The sequence below is a fragment of the Streptomyces sp. NPDC047079 genome, from assembly GCF_040643755.1.
GTDB lineage: Bacteria > Actinomycetota > Actinomycetes > Streptomycetales > Streptomycetaceae > Streptomyces.
Map to the genome: position 1 here is coordinate 25,006 of NZ_JBEYUZ010000032.1, position 22,424 is coordinate 47,429.

20 protein-coding genes are annotated in these 22,424 nt (G+C 70.6%); 15 read left to right on the forward strand and 5 right to left on the reverse strand.

Features of this window, described 5'->3' with window-relative positions; translation table 11 throughout:
* The first annotated feature begins 83 nt into the window (after positions 1–83).
* The 6 genes from ABZ823_RS27535 to ABZ823_RS27560 all read left to right on the forward strand — a co-directional run bounded on the left by ABZ823_RS27535 (position 84) and on the right by ABZ823_RS27560 (position 6,646).
* Positions 84–1,373: a hypothetical protein gene (locus ABZ823_RS27535; protein WP_361665545.1), complete on the forward strand. Its 1,290-nt coding sequence runs from the start codon at positions 84–86 to the stop codon at positions 1,371–1,373.
* 270 nt (positions 1,374–1,643) lie between these two features.
* Positions 1,644–2,276: a TlpA disulfide reductase family protein gene (locus ABZ823_RS27540; protein ID WP_361665546.1), complete on the forward strand. Its 633-nt coding sequence runs from the start codon at positions 1,644–1,646 to the stop codon at positions 2,274–2,276.
* Position 2,277: 1 nt separating this feature from the next.
* The gene (locus tag ABZ823_RS27545) at positions 2,278–3,051 is read left to right on the forward strand and encodes a cytochrome c biogenesis protein CcdA (protein WP_361665547.1); all 774 of its coding nucleotides are present in this window, start codon (positions 2,278–2,280) and stop codon (positions 3,049–3,051) included.
* Positions 3,052–3,204: 153 nt separating this feature from the next.
* Entirely contained in the window at positions 3,205–4,887 is a 1,683-nt protein-coding gene (locus ABZ823_RS27550; protein WP_361665566.1) for a cytochrome c biogenesis protein ResB, read from the forward strand.
* Positions 4,884–5,966 (forward strand): c-type cytochrome biogenesis protein CcsB, encoded by a 1,083-nt coding sequence (gene ccsB / locus ABZ823_RS27555; protein ID WP_361665548.1) that lies wholly within the window; start codon positions 4,884–4,886, stop codon positions 5,964–5,966. Before ABZ823_RS27550 ends, ccsB begins: the two co-directional genes overlap by 4 nt.
* Before the next feature lie 269 nt (positions 5,967–6,235).
* Positions 6,236–6,646 carry an SRPBCC domain-containing protein gene (locus tag ABZ823_RS27560; RefSeq protein WP_361665549.1) on the forward strand — a complete coding sequence of 137 codons (411 nt, stop codon included), beginning with the start codon at positions 6,236–6,238 and terminating at the stop codon, positions 6,644–6,646.
* Positions 6,647–6,652: 6 nt separating this feature from the next.
* On the opposite strand, the gene ABZ823_RS27565 is transcribed toward ABZ823_RS27560, so the two are convergent.
* The 3 genes from ABZ823_RS27565 to ABZ823_RS27575 all read right to left on the reverse strand — a co-directional run bounded on the left by ABZ823_RS27565 (position 6,653) and on the right by ABZ823_RS27575 (position 11,044).
* On the reverse strand, positions 6,653–8,197 hold the full coding sequence (locus tag ABZ823_RS27565) for an ABC transporter substrate-binding protein (RefSeq protein ID WP_361665550.1): 1,545 nt from the start codon (positions 8,195–8,197) through the stop codon (positions 6,653–6,655).
* A 118-nt stretch (positions 8,198–8,315) separates the two neighbouring features.
* Positions 8,316–10,445, reverse strand: a complete 2,130-nt coding sequence (locus ABZ823_RS27570) for a hypothetical protein (protein ID WP_361665551.1) — start codon at positions 10,443–10,445, stop codon at positions 8,316–8,318.
* A 206-nt stretch (positions 10,446–10,651) separates the two neighbouring features.
* A complete protein-coding gene (locus tag ABZ823_RS27575; RefSeq protein ID WP_361665552.1) occupies positions 10,652–11,044 on the reverse strand; it encodes a PLD nuclease N-terminal domain-containing protein in 393 nt (130 codons plus the stop codon).
* Positions 11,045–11,132: 88 nt separating this feature from the next.
* Here ABZ823_RS27575 and ABZ823_RS27580 point away from each other — a divergent pair, with 88 nt between their 5' ends.
* The 8 genes from ABZ823_RS27580 (at position 11,133) to ABZ823_RS27615 (ending at position 17,827) form a co-directional block, all read left to right on the forward strand.
* Positions 11,133–12,590: a menaquinone biosynthesis decarboxylase gene (locus ABZ823_RS27580; protein WP_361665553.1), complete on the forward strand. Its 1,458-nt coding sequence runs from the start codon at positions 11,133–11,135 to the stop codon at positions 12,588–12,590.
* Positions 12,587–13,489, forward strand: a complete 903-nt coding sequence (mqnP, locus tag ABZ823_RS27585; protein ID WP_361665554.1) for a menaquinone biosynthesis prenyltransferase MqnP — start codon at positions 12,587–12,589, stop codon at positions 13,487–13,489. The genes ABZ823_RS27580 and mqnP overlap by 4 nt, the downstream gene beginning before the upstream one ends.
* Positions 13,490–13,520: 31 nt before the next feature.
* Positions 13,521–14,195: a UbiX family flavin prenyltransferase gene (locus ABZ823_RS27590; protein ID WP_361665555.1), complete on the forward strand. Its 675-nt coding sequence runs from the start codon at positions 13,521–13,523 to the stop codon at positions 14,193–14,195.
* A 112-nt stretch (positions 14,196–14,307) separates the two neighbouring features.
* The gene (locus ABZ823_RS27595; RefSeq protein ID WP_361665556.1) at positions 14,308–14,763 is read left to right on the forward strand and encodes an Lrp/AsnC family transcriptional regulator; all 456 of its coding nucleotides are present in this window, start codon (positions 14,308–14,310) and stop codon (positions 14,761–14,763) included.
* A 93-nt stretch (positions 14,764–14,856) separates the two neighbouring features.
* Positions 14,857–16,020 (forward strand): aminofutalosine synthase MqnE, encoded by a 1,164-nt coding sequence (gene mqnE, locus ABZ823_RS27600; RefSeq protein ID WP_361665557.1) that lies wholly within the window; start codon positions 14,857–14,859, stop codon positions 16,018–16,020.
* 124 nt (positions 16,021–16,144) lie between these two features.
* Positions 16,145–16,669, forward strand: coding sequence for a GNAT family N-acetyltransferase (locus ABZ823_RS27605; RefSeq protein ID WP_361665558.1), 525 nt, complete (start codon positions 16,145–16,147; stop codon positions 16,667–16,669).
* A gap of 123 nt (positions 16,670–16,792) precedes the next feature.
* Positions 16,793–17,092, forward strand: coding sequence for a DUF4229 domain-containing protein (locus tag ABZ823_RS27610; RefSeq protein ID WP_361665559.1), 300 nt, complete (start codon positions 16,793–16,795; stop codon positions 17,090–17,092).
* A gap of 45 nt (positions 17,093–17,137) precedes the next feature.
* Entirely contained in the window at positions 17,138–17,827 is a 690-nt protein-coding gene (locus ABZ823_RS27615; RefSeq protein ID WP_361665560.1) for a TetR/AcrR family transcriptional regulator, read from the forward strand.
* A gap of 7 nt (positions 17,828–17,834) precedes the next feature.
* Here ABZ823_RS27615 and ABZ823_RS27620 read toward each other — a convergent pair whose 3' ends face one another.
* Together ABZ823_RS27620 and ABZ823_RS27625 are read right to left on the reverse strand one after the other, a co-directional pair.
* A complete protein-coding gene (locus ABZ823_RS27620) occupies positions 17,835–18,863 on the reverse strand; it encodes a YihY/virulence factor BrkB family protein (RefSeq protein WP_361665561.1) in 1,029 nt (342 codons plus the stop codon).
* A gap of 269 nt (positions 18,864–19,132) precedes the next feature.
* Positions 19,133–20,005: a MaoC/PaaZ C-terminal domain-containing protein gene (locus tag ABZ823_RS27625; protein WP_361665562.1), complete on the reverse strand. Its 873-nt coding sequence runs from the start codon at positions 20,003–20,005 to the stop codon at positions 19,133–19,135.
* A gap of 390 nt (positions 20,006–20,395) precedes the next feature.
* On the opposite strand from ABZ823_RS27625, the gene ABZ823_RS27630 reads away from it, so the two are divergent.
* On the forward strand, positions 20,396–22,333 hold the full coding sequence (locus ABZ823_RS27630; RefSeq protein WP_361665563.1) for an AMP-binding protein: 1,938 nt from the start codon (positions 20,396–20,398) through the stop codon (positions 22,331–22,333).
* Positions 22,334–22,424 lie beyond the last annotated feature (91 nt).

Consider the following 22,424-nt stretch of genomic DNA (forward strand, 5'->3'; position numbering starts at 1 on the left):
ACAAACGGGTTGGCGGAACCGCCGTCTCCGTCGCGCCCTCTCCATGTGTGACCGCTGAGAGGGCGCTATGGGATGGGGACGGGATGCGGGACATCAGCCGACGCGGACTGATCGGGCTCGGGGCGGGCACTGCCGCCGCGATGGGGCTGGCGGCGTGCGGTACGCAGGGGCAGGACAGTACGCTGCCCGGCCGTCCCGGCAAGGGCGGCTCCGGCGCGTCCAGCAGCCCGACTGCCACCGCGCGTCCGCTGGGTGACGGTTCCACCGCAGACACCGGCAAGCAGCCGTACCAGCCTGGCAAGCCCGTGCCTTTGGAGCCCGGCGAGACCCCGCCGCAGTTCGTGGTCTTCTCCTGGGACGGCGCCGGCGAGGTCGGCAACGGTCTCTTCCCGCGCTTCCTGGACCTCGCCAAGGAGCACGGCGCGCACATGACCTTCTTCCTCTCCGGGCTCTATCTGCTGCCGGAGTCGAAGAAGCGCAAGTACCTCCCGCCGAACAACCAGCCGGGCGCCTCCGACATCGGCTACCTGACCGACGCGCACATCCGCGCCACAATCGAGAACGTCCGCCGTGCCTGGCTCGAGGGCCATGAGATCGGCACCCACTTCAACGGCCACTTCTGCTCGGGTTTCGGCACGGTCGGGCACTGGACGCCCAAGCAGTGGCTCAGCGAGATCCAGCAGGCCAAGGCGTTCGTCAAGGAGTGGAAGACCAACACCGGCTTCTCGGATCTGCCGCCGCTGCCCTTCGACTACGACAAGGAGCTGATAGGCGGCCGTACGCCCTGCCTGCTCGGGCAGGACAACCTGCTGCCCACGGCCCGTGAGCTCGGCTGGCGCTACGACGCCTCCTCGCCGGGCGGCCGGCAGCGCTGGCCGGTGAAGCGGCAGGGCCTGTGGGATCTGCCGCTCCAGCTGGTCCCGTTCCCGGGGCGGTCGTTCGAGGTGCTGTCGATGGACTACAACATGCTCGCCAACCAGTCGCTGAACACGACGAAGGCGCCCGCCTACAACTACCCCGGCTGGCGCACCCAGTCAGCGCAGGCGTATATAGCCGGATTTGAGCGGGCATACCGTACAAACCGTGCACCCTTCTTCATAGGCAACCACTTCGAGCACTGGAACGGCGGCATCTACATGGACGCCGTGGAAGAGGCGTTCAAGCACATCGCGCGCGAGAAGGAGAAGGGTGCCGACGTACGACTCGTCTCCTTCCGGCAGTTCGTGGACTGGCTGGACGTGCAGCGCCCCGAGGTGGTCAGCAAGCTCCAGACCCTGGAGGTGGGCCGGCAGCCGGCCGGCGGCTGGAAGGAGTTCCTCTCGGACACCGCCACCGGCAAGGGCGCGTCGAGCGACCCCTCGAAGGCCGCCTGAGACGCCCCCGGCGACCGCTTGGGGCGGTCTCGCGTGGGACGTCCGAAAGGCCCCAAGGGGCCGCCTGGGGCGGATCCCCCGTGGCCGCCTGAAAGGGTGGTCCCGAGGGGCCGCCTGGAAACCGCCTGGAAGAGGGCCCCCAAGGGCCGCCTCGAACGCGGTACTCGAAGGCCGACTGGAAATCGGCCCTCAAACGCCGCCTGAAATGCGGTTTTCCACCCGCAAGGGGGGTGCGCAAGATCCCCGGAACGGACATGCGAAACTTTTCACATGAGTGCCGCCTGCCGCGCCCCCCAGCGCCTGAACCGCACCCGTAGCCGCAGTCGCCGCGCCGCCCTCGCCACCGCCGGGGCCGCCGCGGCGGCGCTCGTGCTGTCCGCCTGTGGTTCCGGTGGCACCTCCGGAGGCTCAGGCAACACCAACTTCATCACCGGCAAGGACGGCATCGCGACCGTCGAGAAGGGCGAGCGGGCCGCCGCCCCCGACCTGTCCGGCACGACGATCGACGGCAAGAAGCTCGACGTCGCCGACTACAAGGGCAAGGTCGTCGTGATCAACGTGTGGGGCTCCTGGTGCCCGCCGTGCCGCGCCGAGGCGGTGAACTTCGTCACGGTGGCCAAGGACACCGCGGACAAGGGCGTCCAGTTCGTCGGCATCAACACCCGCGACACCAGCACCGAACCGGCCCGCGCCTTCGAGAAGGAGTTCGGGGTCACGTATCCCAGCCTGTACGACCCGACCGGCAGGCTGATGCTCCGCTTCAAGAAGGGCACCCTGAACCCGCAGGCGATCCCCTCCACGCTGGTCCTCGACCGGGATGGAAAGATCGCCGCGCGGACGTTGCAGCCCCTCAGCGAGGAGAAGCTGCGCGAGATGCTCGACCCGGTCGTCGCGGAGAAGTGACGTGACCGGAGTGTCCCAGCTCGCCGCGGCCACCGACCCGAACCAGACGGTCCTCAGCGGGGCCCTGCTGCTCGCCCTGCCGGTGGCCGTGCTCGGAGGGCTCGTCTCGTTCTTCTCCCCCTGCGTCCTGCCGCTCGTCCCCGGCTACCTCTCCTACGTGACCGGCGTCACCGGCACCGACCTGGCGGAGGCCCGGCGCGGGCGGATGGTCACGGGCGCGTCCCTGTTCGTGATCGGGTTCACGGTGGTGTTCGTCTCCGGCGGGGCGCTGTTCGGGTTCTTCGGGCAGACGCTTCAGGAGTACAAGGGCACGCTGTCCAAGGTGCTCGGCGCGCTCATGATCCTGCTGGGTGTCTTCTTCATGGGCCTGATGCCCTGGCTCACCCAGCGCGAGTTCCGCTTCCACCGGCGCCCCACCACCGGCCTGGTGGGCGCGCCCGTCCTCGGCGCGCTGTTCGGGATCGGCTGGACGCCGTGCCTCGGCCCGACCCTCACCTCGGTGCAGATGCTCTCCTTCAGCCAGGCGAGCGCGGGCCGCGGGGCCCTGCTGACCGTCGCGTACTGCCTCGGCCTCGGCATCCCCTTCGTCCTCGCCGCGGTCGCCTTCCGCAAGGCCCTCGGCGCGTTCGGCTGGGTCAAACGCCACTACACCTGGGTGATGCGCGTCGGCGGCGGGATGATGATCGTCACCGGCCTGCTCCTGCTGACCGGTGCCTGGGACAGTCTGGTGCAGCAGGCGCAGAGCTGGTCCAACGGCTTCACGGTGGGGATCTGATCCATGAGCGACACACGGAGCACCGACGTGCACAGCGACGAGACGCCCGCACGCCCCGAAAGCCCCGAGGGTGCCGAAACCCTCGAGCAGGGCGCGGAGTCCGACCTCGGCGACGCCGGCTCCCAACTGTCCACCGCTCCCGTCGAGGTCGCCATGCCCGGCTCCTTCGGCGGCTCCCGGGCGCCCGGCGCCCTGGGCTGGATCACCTGGACCGCACGCGAGGTCATCGGCTGGGCCCGCTGGTTCTGGCGGCAGCTGACCTCCATGCGGGTCGCGCTGATCCTTTTGTTCCTGCTGTCGCTGGGCGCCATCCCCGGCTCCCTGATCCCGCAGTCCGGCACCGACGCGCTGAAGGTGCAGGAGTTCCTGGACGCCCACAAGACGCTGGGCCCCGTCTACGAGAAGCTCGGGCTGTTCCACGTGTACAGCTCGGTGTGGTTCTCGGCGATCTACATCCTGCTGTTCGTCTCGCTCATCGGCTGTATCGTCCCGCGTACCTGGCAGTTCGCCGGCCAGCTCAGGGGTCGTCCGCCGGGCGCGCCCAAGCGGCTTTCCCGACTGCCCGCGTATGCGGCCTGGCGCACCGACACGGACCCCGAGCAGGTCCGCGAGGCCGCCCTGAGGGCACTGGGGCGGCGCCGCTTCCGCGCCCATGTCGCGGGGGACGCGGTCGCCGCCGAGAAGGGCTATCTGCGCGAGCTGGGCAACCTCGCTTTCCACATCGCCCTGGTCGTGATGCTGATCGCCTTCGCCTGGGGCCAGCTCTACAAGTCCGAGGGCAACAAGCTGATCGTCGAGGGGGACGGCTTCGCCAACACCCTCACCCAGTACGACGACTTCAAGTCGGGCAACCTCTTCACCGACGACGACCTGGTGCCGTTCAGCTTCGATCTGAAGAAGTTCACCGGCACCTACGAGCGCACCGGCCCCAACAAGGGCACCCCGCACACGTACCAGGCGGACGTCACCTACAGCGTGGGCGCCTACGGCAAGGAGAAGAAGACCACGATCAAGGTCAACGAGCCCTTGCACATCGACGATGCGAAGGTCTACCTCGTCAGCCACGGGTACGCGCCCGTCGTCACCGTCCGCGACGGCAAGGGCGGCGTCGTCTTCCACGGTCCGGTGCCGCTGCTGCCGATCGACCCCAACGTCACCTCGCAGGGCGCCGTGAAGGTCTACGACGGTTACCGCGACGCCCAGGGCCGGTCCGATCAGCTGGGCTTCGCCGCGTTCTTCGTGCCGACCTTCGCCGGCGCCGGCAAGGGCACGATGTTCTCCCAGTTCCCCGCGCTGGACTATCCGGTGCTCGCGGTGTCCGCGTACCACGGCGACCTGGGCGTCAACGCGGGCATCCCGCAGAACGTGTACCAGCTGAACACCAAGAAGCTGAAGCCGTTCAAGGACTCCAAGGGCGACCTCGTCAAGGCCCGGCTGCTGCCCGGCGAGACCATGCAGCTGCCCGGCGGCAACGGCTCGATCACCTTCGACAAGCAGGTCAAGGAGTGGGCGGGCTTCCAGATCGTGCAGCAGCCCGGCACCGGCTGGGCGCTCGGCGGCGCGATCGCCGCGATCTTCGGCCTGGCCGCCTCCCTGTTCATCCAGCGCCGCCGTGTCTGGGTGCGGGCCACCACCGGAGCCGACGGTGTCACCGTCGTGGAGATGGCGGGCCTCGGCCGCAGCGAGTCCACGAAGCTGCCCGAGGAACTCGGCGACCTGGCCGCCCTCGTCCACGAACAGGCACCCACGAAGACCGACGAGAAGGACGCCGACCCCGACCAGGAGCCGGGCGCCGCCACCCCCGTACCTGCCGCTGAAGGGGCTCAGAAGAAGTGACCCTCGCCACCGCCACCAACGAACACCTCGCGAACATCAGCAACACGCTGATCTACTCCGCGATGGCCGTCTACACCCTGGCCTTCTTCGCGTACATCGCCGAATGGCTCTTCGGCAGCCGCAGCAAGGTCGCCCGCACCGCCCAGGCCCTCACCACCGGCACCGCGCAGAAGGCTCAGGCGCCCGCCGTCACGGTCAAGAAGGCCGGCGGCACCGCGGTGCTGGAGCGGCCGAAGGTCATCACCCGGGCCGCGGCCGGTGCCCGTGATGTGCCGGACGGTCCCGGCGCCCACGGCGGTGACGCCCAGGGCGACCTCTACGGCCGGATCGCCGTGTCGCTCACCGCGCTCGCCTTCGCCGTGGAGCTGGGCGGCGTCATCGCCCGCGCGGCCTCCGTGCAGCGGGCGCCGTGGGGCAACATGTACGAGTTCAACATCACGTTCTCCACGGTCGCCGTCGGCGTGTACCTCGGACTGCTCGCCCTGAAGAAGAACGTGCGGTGGCTCGGCCTGTTCCTCACCACCACCGTCCTGCTCGACCTCGGCCTCGCCGTCACCGTCCTGTACACGGCCAGCGACCAGCTCGTGCCCGCCCTGCACTCGTACTGGCTGTACATCCACGTCTCCACCGCGATCTTCTGCGGCGCGGTCCTCTACGTCGGCGCGGTCGGCACCCTGCTCTACCTGTTCAAGGACTCCTACGAGAACAAGCTCGCGGGCGGTGGCAAGCCCGGCACCTTCGCCACCTCCGTCCTGGAACGGCTGCCCGCCGCCGCGACCCTGGACAAGTTCGCCTACCGTGTGAACGCCGCCGTCTTCCCGCTGTGGACGTTCACGATCATCGCGGGCGCCATCTGGGCGGAGTCGGCCTGGGGCCGCTACTGGGGCTGGGACCCCAAGGAGACCTGGGCCTTCATCACCTGGGTCGCCTACGCCTGCTACCTCCACGCCCGCTCCACGGCCGGCTGGAAGGGGCGCAAGGCGGCGTACATCGCGCTCATCGCCTTCGGCTGCTGGCTGTTCAACTACTACGGCGTGAACATCTTCGTCGGCGGCAAGCACTCGTACGCGGGCGTGTAGGTCCCGCCTCCCGAAGGCCGGTTGCGTGTGACCCGAGTCACCGGAACCGGCCTTTGCCGTACGGGCGGATGGGGAGTGTGGACACGCGTCTGAGGACACGCATCTGAGGACACGCATCCGCGCGGGCGATCACGACGCGTTCGGCGAACTCGTCGACGCCTGCGCCAGGTCACGGGCGTGAGCGCGGTGATCACGCGGGCCGTGGTGGACAAGGCGGCCGAGCGCCCGCAACACGTGCGCAACCCCGGCCGGCGGGCCAGGCTGGTGTCATGACCGATCCCATCGAAGAGGGTGTCGCCGAGTGCCGGGGGGACCTGCACGTGCGGCACTACCTGCTGCGCCTGCCCCGGCCCGTGGAGGAGGTCTGGCCAGCCCTCGCCACCTCCGCGGGCCTGGGGGAGTGGCTGGCCGCCGCCGAGCCGTTCGAACCACGGCTCGGCGGCACGGTGGCGCTCCGGCTGCCCGAGGGCACGGCCCGGGGCCGGATCACGGCATGGGATGTGGAACGGGTCGCCGAGTACACCGTGGAGGGCCGCGGCCGTATCCGCTTCCACCTGGAGCCGGGCCGTCCGGCGGGCACCACCGTGCGTTTCACGCACGAGAGCGAGCAGACCGGCGACCCGGGCTGGCGGGAGCGGTTCGAGCGCCTGCTCGCCGTCGTGGAGGGCGGTGCCCTCTGACGGGACTCACGCCGGCGGCAGGCACTCCTTCGCGGGCGGTTTGCCCTCCGGCCAGGCGAGCCGCACGAACCGCGACCCGCCCGACGGCATCAGTTCCACGACCGGCACGGCCTTGTCGTAGGGGTTCCCGTACCCGTCGAGGCAGATCCATCCGCTCGCGCCGTTCACCCGGTGCGACCCCTTGATGAACGACCACTCGTTGACCACCTCGGCGAGCGGCGGCACGGCCCGGCCCTTCGGCGTCGCCTCCCGCAGCCCCTGCACCGCGAGCCGCATCGCGTCGTAGGCGATGATCAGCTGCCCGTCCTCCAGGGCGACATGCCCGATCGGTCCGAGCGGCTGCTCCCTGCTGCGGGTGATCAGGTCGGTCAGTGTCCTCGCGTCCGCGGCACTGCCGCCCGTCGCCGGGCTCTCCTTCGTCCAGGCGTCCGGGTGGGCCAGCGAGGTGTAGCGGACGGCGAGGTTCCGGGTGAGGGCCTCCCGCTTGAGTTTCCTGTCGCCGGTGAGGTACGACCCCTCGTCCCCGGTGAGCACGGTGAGCTTGCGGTCCGTGCAGCCCCGCTCCCCCAACGCGTTCACCAGCTGCCGCAGTTGGGTGTGCCGTCCGGCGAACAGAAGCGTGTTCACGGAGGCGGGGGTGTCGCACACGACGGACGCGATCTGCCGGAACTGGTTCCCGGTCGTGCCGTCCAGCGTGCGGTCGTCGGGCGGCGTGAACGACTGCGGCTCGATCCGCGAGCCGGACAGCAGCTTCTCGAAGGACGTCTGGAGCGTCCGGGTGTAGGGGTCGCCCGGCTTGTCGTACACCAGCAGCGCCTTGCCGCCCGACACCCGGGCGAACGAGGTGAGGGCGCGGGCCTCGTCGGTGTTGGTGGGGGAGACGCGGGCCAGCCCGGGGTAGGGCTCTTCGCCGCCCTGCCCGTTGGCGAGGTCGTCGGCGGTGATCGAGGTGCCGATCACGGGAATGCCGCGCCGGGTCAGCGCCCTGACGGCCTTCTTGTTGCTGTCCGTGCTCTGCCCTATGCCGGTCACGGCGCGCAGTGTGTCCGGGCCCTTGGCCATCGCCTCCAGCCGGTCGACCACCGTCTGCCAGTGCGCCCCGTCCGCGCCGGGGTTGGCGAGGACGAGCCGGATCGCCGGGGACTGGTCGTCGGTGTCGTGGTTGGCCTGGTACTGGGCCAGATAGGCGCCCTGCAACTGGTGCTGGATGTCATTGAGGCTGGCCGGGGCGGACGCGGTGAACGGCAGGAACAGCGCGACCGTCACATAACCGCCGGGCTTGAGCCGGTGGTTCTCGCGGTCGATCGCCCGCACGGTCTCGGTGAACCGGGAACGGCCGAAGTCGTACGCCGTCGCCGACACCCCCACGCAGTCACTGCTGCCCTCGGGACGGGCCACACCTGGCGCGCAGGAGCGGTCCTCCCTGGTCATCACCAGGCCGAGCCACACCGCGGCGGCCACCACCAGGGCGGCCAGCAGCAGTGCCACGTACCGGCGGAAGCGAATCTCCCAGACGTCCTCGCGCAGCCATCTCCACAGCCGTGCCGCCATCACCGACCCCCGTCCTCGTACGAACCCGTCGCCCCCGTGCCGTTCGTGCCGCCCGTCACGCGCACGCCGCCGGGCACGCCCATGCAGCCGGTGCCGCCGGTCACGCTCATGCCGCCCGTCACTCCCGGCCCCCGTCCTCGTCGTCGCCCGGGATGCGCAGGGGCCGGCCCGCCAGCGCGTCCGCCGGCCAGTCCCGCGAGGCGCGCCACAGCAGGGCCGTGCCCCCGGGCCGCAGGTTCGACAGCTGCTCCAGCTCGAAACGCAGCCGCTCGGCCACCTTCGGGTCGGGCAGCACCAGCGGATCGGTCAGCTGCCACACCGCGTGCAGCAGCCTCCGCACGCGCAGATGCAGGGCGGCGTCCACGCCCTCGGGCATCCGCTGTTCCGGGTCCGTACGGCCGAGCGCCACCGCGGCCCGGTGGTCGTGGCCGTCGAAGTCGTGGCCCTCGGGGTCGTGCGCGTGGTAGTAGGGCGCGGACGCGATGAAGACCAGGGAGGACAGCCAGGGGCCGACCTCTGTGCCCGGGAAGGTGTCCCGAAGATGGGCCACCGCCAAGTCCGCCTTCCCGAGGGCCAGTTGGTGGTGCAGCCGATAGCGGGCCGCGTCCGGGGAGACCCGCCGGTCGTAGTGCTCGATGACCGCCCGGTGGACCGCCCGCCACTGTGCGTGGTCCGGGTCGAGGTGGTGCAGCCGCAGCAGGAGCAGCGCCCGCAGGAACGGGTCTCCGACGAACTGTCCGGCCGCCGTCGGCCACCCCTCATCGGCGAGCCGCTCCTGGAGGCCGAGCACCCCGGCCGCGCCGAAGTCGTCCGGGAGCCGGTCCTCGGCGAGCGACAGCGCGGAGTCCCGGTCGTGCGCCGCGGCGAGCACGGTCAGCTCGTCCAGTCGGCCGCCGGGCACCAGCCGGTCGAGCAGCTCCCGGTAGGCGGGGCGGCCGTCGTGGTCCGCGTGGAGGGCGACGTCCCCGGTGAGGAGCGTGCCGAGGGACCCGGCACCGCGGGGCAGGTTCTGCCGGGCCGACTCGGCGAGCAGGGTGATGCCGAGCGGATTGCCGCCGGTCAGCCGGTGAGTGGCGTGCGGAAGCTGGGGCGGCACGTCCAGGCCCCGGCAGAGCGCGCCCACGATGTGCAGGGTGTCGTCGGGCGTCAGCGGCGGCAGCGACACGAGCAGCGCCCGGGAGGACGGGGAGGAACCCGGCTCCCAGCCCGTGGCGCGGGCCACCTCGGTGAGGGTGCGGCGACCCGCGTTCCTGAGCGCGATGGGGCTACCCCCGCTCGAGCGCGGCCGCGCGTGGGGGAGGGTGTGCCCGCGGAGAGCCGAGAAGAAGGCGACCTGGTCGCGGATGCCGTCCGCACGGTCGCGCAGCACGGACTCCATGAGGCCGCGCCCGGCGGGCGACTGCACGTTGTCGATCAGCACGACCGGGCGGCCCAGCCGGTGGGAGCGCTGCATGACTCCGGCGTACGCGTCGTCCAGGTCGGCCAGCAGGGCCCGGACGAGATAGCGCTCGGCGTGGGTGCGGGAGTCGCCGTCCGCCCGGAAGTGCCCCGAGAGCAGGATGAGCCCCAGTTTGGGGTTGCCGCCCGCGTTCGGGTAGTCGCGGAACCACGCGGCGGCCCTGCGCAGCCGCCGGTGGGTGGGCGAGACCCCTTCGCTGAACGCCTCCAGGGTCGCCTCGATGATCGGCTCGACGACCGGACCGGCGTTCGACAGGGAGGCGATCAGCTTGGCGATCACCTTGCTCACCCAGCGGCCCGCCAACCCGTCCAGGAAGGACCGGGAGTCGTTCAGCAGCAGGATCCGCTCGGCCTCCTGTCGGATCCGCGCCAGGTTCCGGTCGCTCCAGCCGCCGGCCGCCACGGCCAGCAGCCCCGAGGCGAGCCGCGGGAAACTGATCCGCCCCGCTCCCTTCACCGGCTCGGCGAGCTGCTCGGCGACGGTCGTGAGGGCCTGTGCGACCGGCGACCACGCCTCGCCGGGCCGATTCGGGGGCGGCCCCGCGAACTGCGCCTCCTCGCCGTCGATCAGCGCGACGGGCGTATGTCCCTGGTAAGCGGTGCGCAGCTCGGCGAGCAGCGCGCTCTTGCCGAGCCCGCGCCCGCCCGCGAAGACCACGAAGGGCAGGTCGCCCTGGTGTTCGCACGGTGAGGAACGGAGCTGGTACGGGCGCAGACCGACGAGCCGCGCAGCGAGGCCGGGCGGGTCGGTGTCGAACAGCGGCCCCCGGCCGTGCAGCGATCTGTGCACCGCGTCTCCCCCCGGAGCGGTCCGATCCGATGTGCTGCTGTGAGGTCTACCAATACCAGTGTAAAAAGGGGGAGTTGATTCGGACCAGGGCGCGTGGTGTCCGTTGCGTTACGAAAGGCTTCGCAGTCGGCCACGAATGATCGTCCGGGAGCCCGGTTGCCGACCAAGGGGGCGCGGGCAGTTCCGCCGGTCGGTCCCCGGTCCCCTCAGCCCTTGGGGTCCTCGCCGCGTTCCCGCCGGCGCAGCTCCTCCTCGCGGCGGCGCAGATCGGCCTCCCAGTCCTTCAAAAGCGCCTCGTCCTTCTTGTTCTCTTCCTTCAGAGACCTGAGGAACCCGGGATTGTCGTCGGGCGCCACCCAGGCCGTGCGGTGGTTGCGGTGCCACTCGGAGGGCGTCGAGCCGTTCACCGGCGCGTGGCGCACCTTGCCCGCGACGAGCCAGGCGATCGGACCGACCAGCACCTCCCCGAACAGCAGGATGATGATGACCCAGACCACCTTGGGCAGCCCCCGGACCTGTTCCTCGGGCGTGTTCAGGCAGTCGATGAAGGCGTATATCCACAGCGCCAGGACGAGCAGGAAGGGCAGATACCGGAACATGGTCGAGCGATCCCCCAGGAGACGGCGACGGAGCGTGGCAAGGCCCCGGTGACGGGGTCAGGTTAGCCGGTACCGGATACTGGATCGCATGGCTTACGACGATCTTCGGTCCCTGCTCCGGGCGCTGGAGCGCGAGGGAGACCTCAAGCGCATCAAAGCCGAGGTCGACCCGTGTCTGGAGGTCGGGGAGATCGTCGACCGGGTGCAGAAGTCGGGCGGGCCCGCGCTGCTCTTCGAGAACGTGCGCGGGTCGAGCATGCCCCTCGCCATGAACGTGTTCGGCACCGACCGCCGTCTGCTGAAGGCGCTCGGCCTGAAGTCGTACGGCGAGATCTCGGACAAGATCGGCGGCCTGCTCCGGCCCGAGCTGCCGCACGGGTTCGTCGGGGTCCGCGAGGCCTTCGGAAAGCTCGGCGCGATGGCCCATGTGCCGCCCAAGAAGGTCAGATCGGACAGCGCTCCGGTGCAGGAGGTCGTCCTCAGCGGCGACGACGTCGATCTCGACGCCCTCCCCGCGCTGTTCACCTGGCCCAAGGACGGCGGGTCCTTCTTCAATCTCGGGCTGACGCACACCAAGGATCCGGAGACCGGGATCCGCAATCTCGGGCTGTACCGCCTCCAGCGCCATGACAAGCGCACGATCGGCATGCACTGGCAGATCCACAAGGACAGCCGCAACCACTACCAGGTGGCGGCCCGGCGCGGCGAGAGGCTGCCGGTCGCCATCGCCTTCGGGTGCCCGCCCGCCGTGACGTACGCCTCCACCGCGCCGCTGCCCGGTGACATCGACGAGTACCTCTTCGCCGGGTTCCTCGCGGGCCGGCGGATCGAGATGGTGGACTGCAAGACGGTCCCGCTCCAGGTTCCCGCGGCTGCCGAAGTCGTCCTGGAGGGCTGGCTGGAGCCCGGCGAGATGCTTCCCGAGGGACCGTTCGGCGACCACACCGGCTTCTACACGCCGCAGGAGCCGTTCCCGGCCCTGACGATCGACTGCGTCACCATGCGGAAGCGACCGCTGCTCCAGTCGATCGTCGTCGGCCGCCCCCCGACGGAGGACGGGCCGCTGGGCCGTGCCACCGAACGGTTCTTCCTGCCCCTCCTGAAGATCATCGTCCCGGACATCGTCGACTACCACCTTCCCGAGGCGGGGGGCTTCCACAACTGTGCGATCGTGTCGATCGACAAGAAGTACCCCAAGCACGCCCAGAAGGTGATGCACGCCATCTGGGGCGCGCACATGATGTCGCTGACCAAGCTGATCGTGGTCGTCGACTCCGACTGCGACGTGCACGATCTGCACGAGGTCGCCTGGCGTGCCCTCGGCAACACGGACTACGCCCGCGACCTCACCGTCGTCGAAGGCCCGGTCGACCACCTCGACCACGCCTCCTACCAGCAGTTCTGGGGCGGCAAGGCGGGCATCGACGCGACGAGGAAATGGCCCGAGGAGGGCTACACGAGGGACGGCGGCTGGCCCGACATGGTCCTGTCCGACCCGGAGACGGCGGCGAAGGTCACCCGCCGCTGGAAGGAGTACGGCCTGTGAGCAGCGCCTCCGCCGCGATCCCGCGGCCGGGACGCACCAAGGCGTTCCTGCGCCTGGTGATGATCGAGCACTCCGTCTTCGCCCTGCCCTTCGCGTACATCGCCTCGCTGACCGCGATGTTCCAGTGGGACCGGAACATCCACTGGGGACGCCTGTTCCTCGTGACCGTGGCCATGGTGGGCCTGCGCACCTTCGCGATGGCGGCGAACCGGATCATCGACCGTGAGATCGACGCCCGCAATCCGCGCACGGCCCAGCGGGAGCTGGTCACCGGCGCGATGTCGGTGCGGCACGCCTGGACGGGCGCGCTGATCGCGCTGGTCTTCTTCCTCGGTGCCGCGGCCCTGCTCAACCCGCTCTGCCTGGCGCTCGCCCCCATCGCGGTGATCCCGATGGTGGTGTACCCGTACGGCAAGAGGTTCACGAACTTCCCGCAGGCCATCCTCGGCCTCGCGCAGGCGATGGGCCCGGTCGGCGGCTGGCTGGCGATCAGCGGGCGGTGGGACTGGGACGCGGTGATCCTCGGCCTCGCGGTCGGCATCTGGATCGGCGGCTTCGACCTGATCTACGCCTGCCAGGACGTGGAGACCGACCGCGAGGTCGGGGTCATGTCGGTGCCGGCCCGCTTCGGCATCCCCGCGGCGATCTGGGGCGCCCGGGTCTGCCACGCGATCGTGCTGACGCTGTTCGTCTGGTACGCGGTCGTGACCGGCGCGGGCTTCTTCTTCTGGCTCGGCCTGGTGATCGTGGCGGGCGCCTTCGTCTACGAGCACTCGATCGTGCGGCCCCACGATCTGAGCCGTCTCAACCGCGCCTTCTTCAGCGTCAACGGGTTCATCGGCATCGCCCTGTTCGTCTGCGCGTTGCTGGATCTGCTGGTTCGCGGTCTCACTGTCTGAGCGATGAGAGCTGATGGATAGGCTCGAGGCCATGAAACCAGGACAGACGCAGCGGGCGCCTTGGATCGTGGGGGTGTCGGGAGCATCCGGCACTCCGTACGCGGCAGCCGTGCTGCGTGGCCTCCTGGCGGCGGGGGAGAGCGTCGACCTCGTGGTCAGCCGGGCCTCCCGGCTGACGCTGCTCGACGAGACGGGGCTGCCGTTCCGGGACGCCCACTGGCAGGACGACCTGGGGGCCTGGCTGTCCCGCGGCGCCGACGGGAAGCCGGGCACCTTCGACGTGGACATCACCGGGGTACGGCACTGGAGCGCCGGGGACCTGGCCGCCGGGCCGTCCTCGGGTTCGTATCCGGCCAAGGGGATGCTGATCGTGCCGGCCTCGACGGCGTGCGTGGCGGGGGTGGCGCTCGGACTGTCGAAGGACCTGCTGCAGCGGGTGGCGAGCGTGACCCTGAAGGAGGGCCGCCCGCTGGTCGTGGCCGTACGGGAGACCCCGCTGAACGGTCAGACGCTGCGCCATCTGGTGACGCTGGACGACGCGGGCGCGGTCGTGGTGCCCGCCTCGCCCGCCTTCTACGCCGGGGCCACGCACATCCAGGACCTGGTGGACTTCGTGGCCGGGCGGGTGCTGGACGCGGTGCGCGTCGAACACCGGCTCTACCGCCGCTGGGAGGGCGAACTGGGCGGCGGGAGCCGTGCGACGTGAGAACCGGCCGAGCGCGTCACCGACCCCGTCACCCGTCGAGTCGCAGTGCCCCCGTCACTTCCAGGAACTCTTCAGACCTCTTCAGACCTCTTCAGCGGAAGGCTTCGATCGCATGGACGCGGTGGACAGGCAGCTCATCCAGGCCCTGAGGGAGAACGGCCGGGCCTCCTACGCGGAGCTGGGACGCCTCGTCGGCCTTTCCGGGCCCAGCGTCACCGACCGCATCAACCGCCTCGAGGCGGCCGGTGTCATCACCGGTTACCGTGCGACGGTCGATGCCGCCTCCCTCGGGCTCGGGGTCACCGCCCTCATCGGCATCTCGCTCTCCGACGCCGCCGACCACGAGGACGTGGCGCACCGGCTGAAGGACCTTCAGGAGATCGAGGACTGCTGGTTCATCGCCGGCGACGACTCGTTCATGCTCAAGGTCCGCGCGACCGACGTGGACGGCCTGGAGAAGACCATCCGCCGGCTGTCCGGCACCAAGGGCGTCTCCCGTACGCGGACCACGATCGTGCTGTCCACGAAGTGGGAGAACCGGGTCGGGGAGCTTCCGGAGACGCACTAGGCGCACTGGACGCGCAGCTCCGGGTGGGGCCACCGGCCGCCAGGAGGACGGGGGGTACGGTGGGGTGGGTTTGTCCGAAGGGAAGGCGGAAGCATGGATGTCGGGCTCAAGCGCGAGCTGGAGGACAAGGTCCGGGCCGGTGAGCGGCTGACCCGTGAGGACGGCATCGCGCTGTACGAGTCGGACGACCTGGCCTGGCTCGGCGGCCTCGCACACGAGGTGCGGACCCGCAAGAACGGTGACGTGGTCCACTTCAACGTCAACCGCCACCTCAACATGACGAACGTGTGCACCGCGTCCTGCGCGTACTGCTCGTTCCAGCGCAAGCCGGGCGAGAAGGACGCGTACACGATGCGCATCGAGGAGGCGGTCCGGCTCGCCAGGACGATGGAGTCGGAGAACCTCACCGAGCTGCACATCGTCAACGGCCTGCATCCCAACCTGCCGTGGCGTTACTACCCGCGGTCGCTGCGCGAGCTGAAGGCCGCCCTGCCGAACGTCTCGCTGAAGGCGTTCACGGCGACGGAGATCCACCACTTCGAGACCATCTCGGGGCTGAGCGCCTCCGAGATCCTCGACGAGCTGATCGACGCCGGTCTGGAGTCGCTCACCGGAGGCGGTGCCGAGATCTTCGACTGGGAGGTCCGGCAGCACATCGTCGACCACAGGACCCACTGGGAGGACTGGTCGCGGATCCACCGCCTGGCGCACGAGAAGGGTCTGAAGACCCCTTGCACCATGCTGTACGGCCACATCGAGGAGCCGCGTCACCGCGTCGACCATGTGCTGCGCCTGCGTGAGTTGCAGGACGAGACGGGCGGCTTCCAGGTCTTCATCCCGCTGCGCTACCAGCACGACTTCGTGGACATGAAGGACGGCAAGGTCCGCAACCGCCTTCAGGCGCGCACCCAGATGGCGACGGGCGCGGAGGCGCTGAAGACCTTCGCGGTCTCCCGGCTGCTCTTCGACAACGTCCCGCACGTCAAGGTCTTCTGGGTCATGCACGGGGTGCAGACCGCGCAGCTGGCCCTCCAGCACGGCGCGGACGACATGGACGGCTCGGTCGTCGAGTACAAGATCACGCACGACGCGGACAACTACGGCACGCCGAACAAGCTGACCCGTGAGGACCTGCTCGACCTCATCCGCGACGCGGGCTTCCGCCCGGTGGAGCGCAACACGCGGTACGAGATCATCCGCGAGTACGAGGGCCCGGACCCGGCCCGCCGCGAAGCGCCCCAGCCGATGCGCGTCTGACCCTCCCGCGGCTCCCTTCTCCGGCTCCGAGCAGGCCCCGGCATCGCCGGGGCCTGCGGGTCTGTGGGGTGAGGGGCGCCACATCTGATGGAAGCCGCAACCAGGTAATGGATAGTCTCCCATTATGCCCCTTACCTTCGTTCTCGATCCGGCCGTGACCCCCGCCCTGCGCGACGACGTCCTCGAGCTGTGGACGGACGTGTCCAACGCCGACGGGGCCGTCGGGTTCGTGCCGCCCGTCACCCGAGAGGTGATACGGCCCGAACTGGTGCGGCACCTGGCGGCGATGAGCGAGGGGCGCACCCGGCTGCTCGCCGGGTACGACACCCAGGGGCGGGTGGCCGCGACCGCGTTCCTCACCTTCAACACGCACCGGCTGATGACGCACTGGCTGTGGCTGTACACGGTGATGGTGCACCCGCGGCACCAGGGCAAGGGGTACGGCCGCGACCTGCTGGCCGCCGCCGCGGACGCGGCCCGCGGCTTCGAGGGCATCGAGGCGATAAGGCTCACCTGCCGCGGCGGCCTCGGTCTGGAGCGCTTCTACGGGTCCTGCGGCTACAAGGAGGTCGGCCGGGTGCCCGGGGCCATCCGGGTGGCGCCGGGCGACGACCGCGACGACATCACGATGCTGCTGCCGCTGGGCTGACCGGGCAGGTGCCGTCCGGGCAACCGGGCCGCCCCGCACCCCCGTGCAAGATCGGGCGTCGCGCGTGCTTCACTGGACGGTGACCAACAGGGGGATTCCCACGGAACGGAAGAGTGGATACAGATGCTCCGCTACACGCTGATGCGCCTCGGTGTCTTCGCGGGCTGCCTCGTGGTGGTCTGGGGCCTTGTCTACTCGGGTCTCGCCCCGCGCGGCCTCGGCGCCTCCAACGGCCTGTGGATCGTCCTGCTCGCCCTGGTGATCTCGGCCCCGATCAGCTTCGTGGTGCTCCGCGGGGAGCGTGACCGGGCCTCCGCGCAGATCGTGCGGAAGGTCGACCGCATGAAGGCCGGCATCGAGGCGAACCGCGCCCAGGAGGACGTGGCCGACGACGCGGCGCGCGCACAGGGCCAGGCTTCCTGAGCTGACGGCCGCCCCCCGGGACCGACTGATCGTAGTCTTGCCCGCATGGGTTCCGTGAAGACCAGGCGGATGCCGCGGGCCGTGCGGGAACAGCAGATGCTGGACGCCGCCGTGAAGACCTTCGGCCGACGTGGCTACACGGCCGCGTCCATGGACGAGATCGCCGAACTGGCCGGGGTCTCGAAGCCGTTGGTGTACCTGTACCTGAATTCCAAGGAAGACCTCTTCACCGCCTGCATCCGTCGCGAGGCCGCCGCGCTCACGGCGGCCGTGCGCTCCGGTGTCCGGGCGGGTCTGCGCGCCGACCGCCAACTGTGGGAAGGACTCCGCGCGTTCTTCGCCCATACCGCGCGCAACCCGGACGGCTGGACGGTGCTGCACCTCCAGGCCCGTACGCACGGCGAGCCCTTCGCCGCCGAGGTCACCGCGATGCGCGAGGAGATCGTCGCGTTCGTGACCGAGCTGATCGCTCTCGCGGCGCGTGAGGCCGCCCTCCCCGAGGCTGTCGGCTGCGCCCGAGCGGGGAGGGACCCCCATGAGCCCGACCTGCCCGAACGCGACGTCGCCGGGCTCGCCGAGGCTCTCGTCGGTGCCGCGGAGTCCCTCGCGGCCTGGGCCAACGTCACTCCCGGTGTCTCCGCCCGGCAGGCCGCGGCGACCCTGATGAACTTCGCCTGGGCGGGCCTCGGCAACCTCATGGAGGGCCGTTCCTGGTCACCCCCGGACCGCGACTAGGACTCCCCTAGGCGGACTCCGGCGGGTGTTCCTCCGGGCTGCCGCCGTCGAGCGGCGGGTGCGGGGGCTGGTCGAAGTGGACCGAGATCTTCTCGAAGCCCTTGAAGGACTCCGTCGTCGCGTACGTCCGGTAGGCGCGCAGATCACCGGGGCTGAGGTGGACACGGTCGGTGAAGGGGCTCAGCAGGCTGCGCGGCCACAGCCGCAGGCACCGCACCGCGCAGACCTCCGCCGTGCCGATGTACACCAGCGCGCCGAGATAGAGCCAGGCGATCAGGCCGAGCACGATTCCGAAGAGCCCGTACGTCGCCGTGGTGCCCCTCAGGACATGGCCGACGTAGTACGAGCCGCCCCACTGGATTACCTGCCAGGCACAGGCTCCGGCCAGGGCTGGGGCGTACATCAGGCGCACCGGTAGCCGGCGGCGGGTCAGGATGCGGTAGCTGGCCATCAGCAGCCCGGCGTTGAGCGCGACGGCCGTCGCCGCGGCGGCGACGCGCACGCCGATGGCCAGCCGGGCGCCGAACACGCTGGCCTGGGACTCCCCGGCGGACAGGGCCGTGGTGACACAGAGCCCGAGCGCGAGCAGCGACAGGAATTTCAGGCCCTTCAGCCGCGAGCGGAGCGGGTCGGGGCGGGCGTGGCGGGGCACCGCGAAGATCTTGTTCAGGGCGAGCTGGGCGGCCTGCGAGATTCCCAGGGCGCCGTAGAGACTGCCCGCGATACCCACGCCCAGGGCGACACCGCTTCCGTGGAAGGAGTGGATGTTGTGCCCGAGCTGGTCGCCGATCACCGGGAATTCGCTCAGTGCCGAGTTCAGCACCGCCTGCTGCAGAGGCGGGTTTCCGCTGAGTATGGTGCCCAGGAGTGCGACAAGGAAGAGCAACAGCGGGAAGAGGGACACAAAACCGTAGTAGGTCAAAAGGGCGGTCAGATAGGCGGCCTGGTCGTCGAAGAACTTGTAGGCCACGGCCAGAGGAAAGCCCGCCCAGCGATGCCGTCGCTGGTAACCGTCCAGACGGGCCAGCACACCCATGGTGCCCCGGTACCCCTGTGGGCTGGTCTCATGCGGGCTCCGGGCCGTGCCGAGGACGGTTCTGCGCCGGGGTTCGGACCGGGTCCCCCCGAGTTCCGAAGGGGTCACCGCCGGAGGTCCGGCTGGTGTTACGGGGCCGTTTGCGGGGCTTGATTCCGTCGGTTCTCGGCTCCGTCCCCGACGTTTTCCGGCCCCGAGGCTTTCCCGGACGTCAGCCTTTCCGGATGTCACGGTTTCCGGACGCAATTCCCGGCGGGCGCGCGCCGGGCTCACTCCCGCAGGTGCCGTATCCCGCCGCGGAGGTGGAGCCTGTCCCCGCCGCGCAACTCGAAGCGTCCGCCCTCGGCCGCAAATATCACGGTGCCCGGCAGCAGGACGGGTGCCCCGAACTCGGCGCGCAGGTGCACGGCGGTGCCGGCCGGCTGCTCGGCGACACACCGGGCGACGCTCCACATGCCGTGCGCGATGGCCCGGGGGAAGCCGAACGGGCGCGCGGTGAGGCGGTGCAGATGGATGGGGTTGCGGTCCCCGGAGACGGCCCCGTAGCGGCGCCCGAGGTCGTCGGCCAGATGCCACTTGGCGAGAGCGGGCAGGGGAGCCCGTACGGTCGGCGGCTTCGCGGCCGGGGCCGAGGTGCGGTGCCGGGCGAGGTAGGTACTGGTCGACTCCCACACCAGGCGCTCCCCGGCGTGGGCCTCGGTGACGACGACGGCCTCGGTGCCGCGCCGGTGGGGCAGGAGTTCCCGGACCCGCACCCCGATGGCGTACTCCCCGTCCGGGGCGAGCGGCTCGCGCTGGGTGATCTCGACGGACGTGTGCACGAGACCGACGAGGGGCAGCGGAAACTCCCGGCTCGCCATGATCCGCATGGCGAGCGGAAAGCCGAGGACATGGGGGTAGGTGACGGGCAGCGCGTCGACCCCGGTCGGAAACCCGCAGACGCGCTCGTACGCGGCGAGCCGGTCCGAGTCGATCCGCACCCCCGGCAGGACGAGCCGCGTCCGGGGGAAGGGGGCGTCGGGCCGCGGGCGCTTGAAGGGGGAGAGAAGGGCACCCCGGGCCAGCAGCGGGGTCAGCCCGAGCCGCCGAGTGAGGAAACGGCCCGGGGCGGTTCCCGTGAAGCGCGGATAGCGGTCGGTCATCGTCCGGCTCCCAGCTCGCTCGACTGTTGACTCTGGAGTAAGGTTACCGGGGGTAAGTCCGGGCGCACGTCCGGGGGGAGGGGCGGGTCGAGATGAGCGGTTCCCGTGCCCGGCCGCGCCGGCCGAGTCCCCAGGCCGCATCGGCCGGGGCGCCGCTCAAACCGTGCGGAGTCGTCCGGGCCGCATCCGGGCGGCGGGTGAACGCGGAGGCTGCACACGCCCGTCCCCAGACCCTCCCCGAACCCGCACAGACTTCCCACGCGGGACCCGTACGATCCGGGTCCTGACCGGCGGTAACAGCGAGCCGCACCGCCGATGAACGTCTCGGTGCGCACAGTGCGTACCTCATGCAGCGAAGCAGTGCACCGCTGCAGGCCCCAGGAGCTGCCCATGCCCATCTCGTACTCGTCCGCTCCCGTACCCACGGCTCCGGCCGACCTCGACCACGACGGGAGCCCGGTGCTCGTGGAGCCGGAGACCCGGCGGCTGAACGGTGAGGTGCGGGAGGCGTATGTGCCCCCGCTGAAACCGCAGGTGACCCACGGTTCGCTCGCCGACCTGCCGTTCGAGAACGCGGCCGAGGTGCCCGGCCACCGGGTCCTCAGCCGCCGTGACGCGGACGGTGAGTGGACGGATGTGACGGCGGCTCGGTTCGCCGACCAGGTCCTGGCCGTGGCGAAGGGTCTGATCGCCGAGGGCCTGATGCCGGGCGACCGGATCGCCGTCATGGCGCGCACGACGTACGAGTGGACGCTCCTCGACTTCGCGGCCTGGGCGGCGGGCCTGGTGACGGTCCCCGTCTACCCCACCTCCTCGGTCTTCCAGACCCGCTGGATCCTCCAGGACGCGGGCGTCGCGGCCCTGGTGACGGAGACGGTCGGCCAGGCGGCGGCCCTCGGCCCCGAGCGCCCCCATCTGCCCGGCCTGCGCCATGTGTGGGTGATGGAGAAGGGGCACGTCGACCTTCTGGCGGAACTGGGGCAGCAGCTGCCGGACCAGGAGGTCTCCGTACGCCGGGGCGTTTTGGGTCCGGACACCCTGGCCACCCTCGTCTACACCTCGGGTACGACAGGCCGCCCCAAGGGCTGTGCGCTGACGCACGGCAACTTCCTCGCCGAGGTCGACAACGCCACCGAACTCCTCCACCCGATCTTCAGTGCGAAGAGCACCGACGAGCCGTCCACGCTGCTGTTCCTGCCCCTGTCGCACGTCTTCGGCCGGATGGTGGCCGTCGCCTGCATCCGCGCCCGGGTACGGCTCGGCCACGCGCCGAGCCTGCGGGCGCAGGACCTGCTGGCCGACCTGGCGAGCTTCCGGCCGACCTTCCTGCTGGCCATCCCGTACATGCTGGAGAAGGTCTACAACAACGCGCGGGCCGCCGCCGAGCGCGGCGGCCGGGCGGCGCTGTTCGACCGCGCGGCCGACGTGGCCCGCCGCTACGGCGAGGCGACGGAGGCCCGGCAGCACGGCACCGGCCCCGGCCCCGGCCGCGGCCTGAAGACGGCACGCGCCTTCTACGACCCCCTCCTCTACCGCCGCATCCGCAACGCCCTGGGCGGCAGGGTCCGGAATGTCATCTGCGGCGGCTCCCCGCTCGGCCACCGCCTCGCCGCCTTCTACTCGGGCGCCGGCATAGGGATCTACGAGGGGTACGGCCTGACGGAGACCACCGGCGCGGCCACCGTGACCCCGCCGCTCAAACCCCGGCTGGGCACGGTGGGCTGGCCGCTGCCCGGCACGAGGGTGCGCATCGCGGCGGACGGCGAGGTTCTGCTGTCCGGCGGCCAGGTCTTCCGCGGCTACTGGGACCCCAACGCGGGCGGGGTGGTCCCCGCGGCTGCCGACGGCTGGTTCGCGACGGGCGACATCGGGCGCCTGGACGACGAGGGCTATCTCACGATCACGGGCAGGAAGAAGGAGATCCTGATCACCGCGGGCGGCAAGAACGTGGCCCCGGCCCCGCTGGAGAACTGGCTCCGCTCCCACCCCCTGATCTCCCAGTGCCTGGTCCTCGGCGACGGCCGCCCCTACGTCAGCGCCCTGATCACCCTGGACCCCGAGGGGATCGTGCACTGGCGCCAGATGATCGGCAAGCACCCGGTGCCGCCGGAACTCCTGCTCGACGACGAGGAGTTGCACGCGGTCCTGCAACGCGCGGTGGACGAGACCAACAAGCTGGTCTCCCGCCCCGAGTCGATCCGCCGCTTCGCGGTCCTCCCCGTGGAGTTCACGGAGGAGGCCGGCCATCTGACCCCGTCGATGAAGCTCCGCCGGGAGGCGATCCTGCGGGACTTCGCCCGGGAGGTGGAGGGGCTGTACGCGCGCTAGTAGGACTCCGTTACGTCTGCCTCTCGGTCCTGTTTGGGGGCATGTTGAAGGTATGGACGCACATGAAGTGAACCGTGCTCGGGCGAAGTTA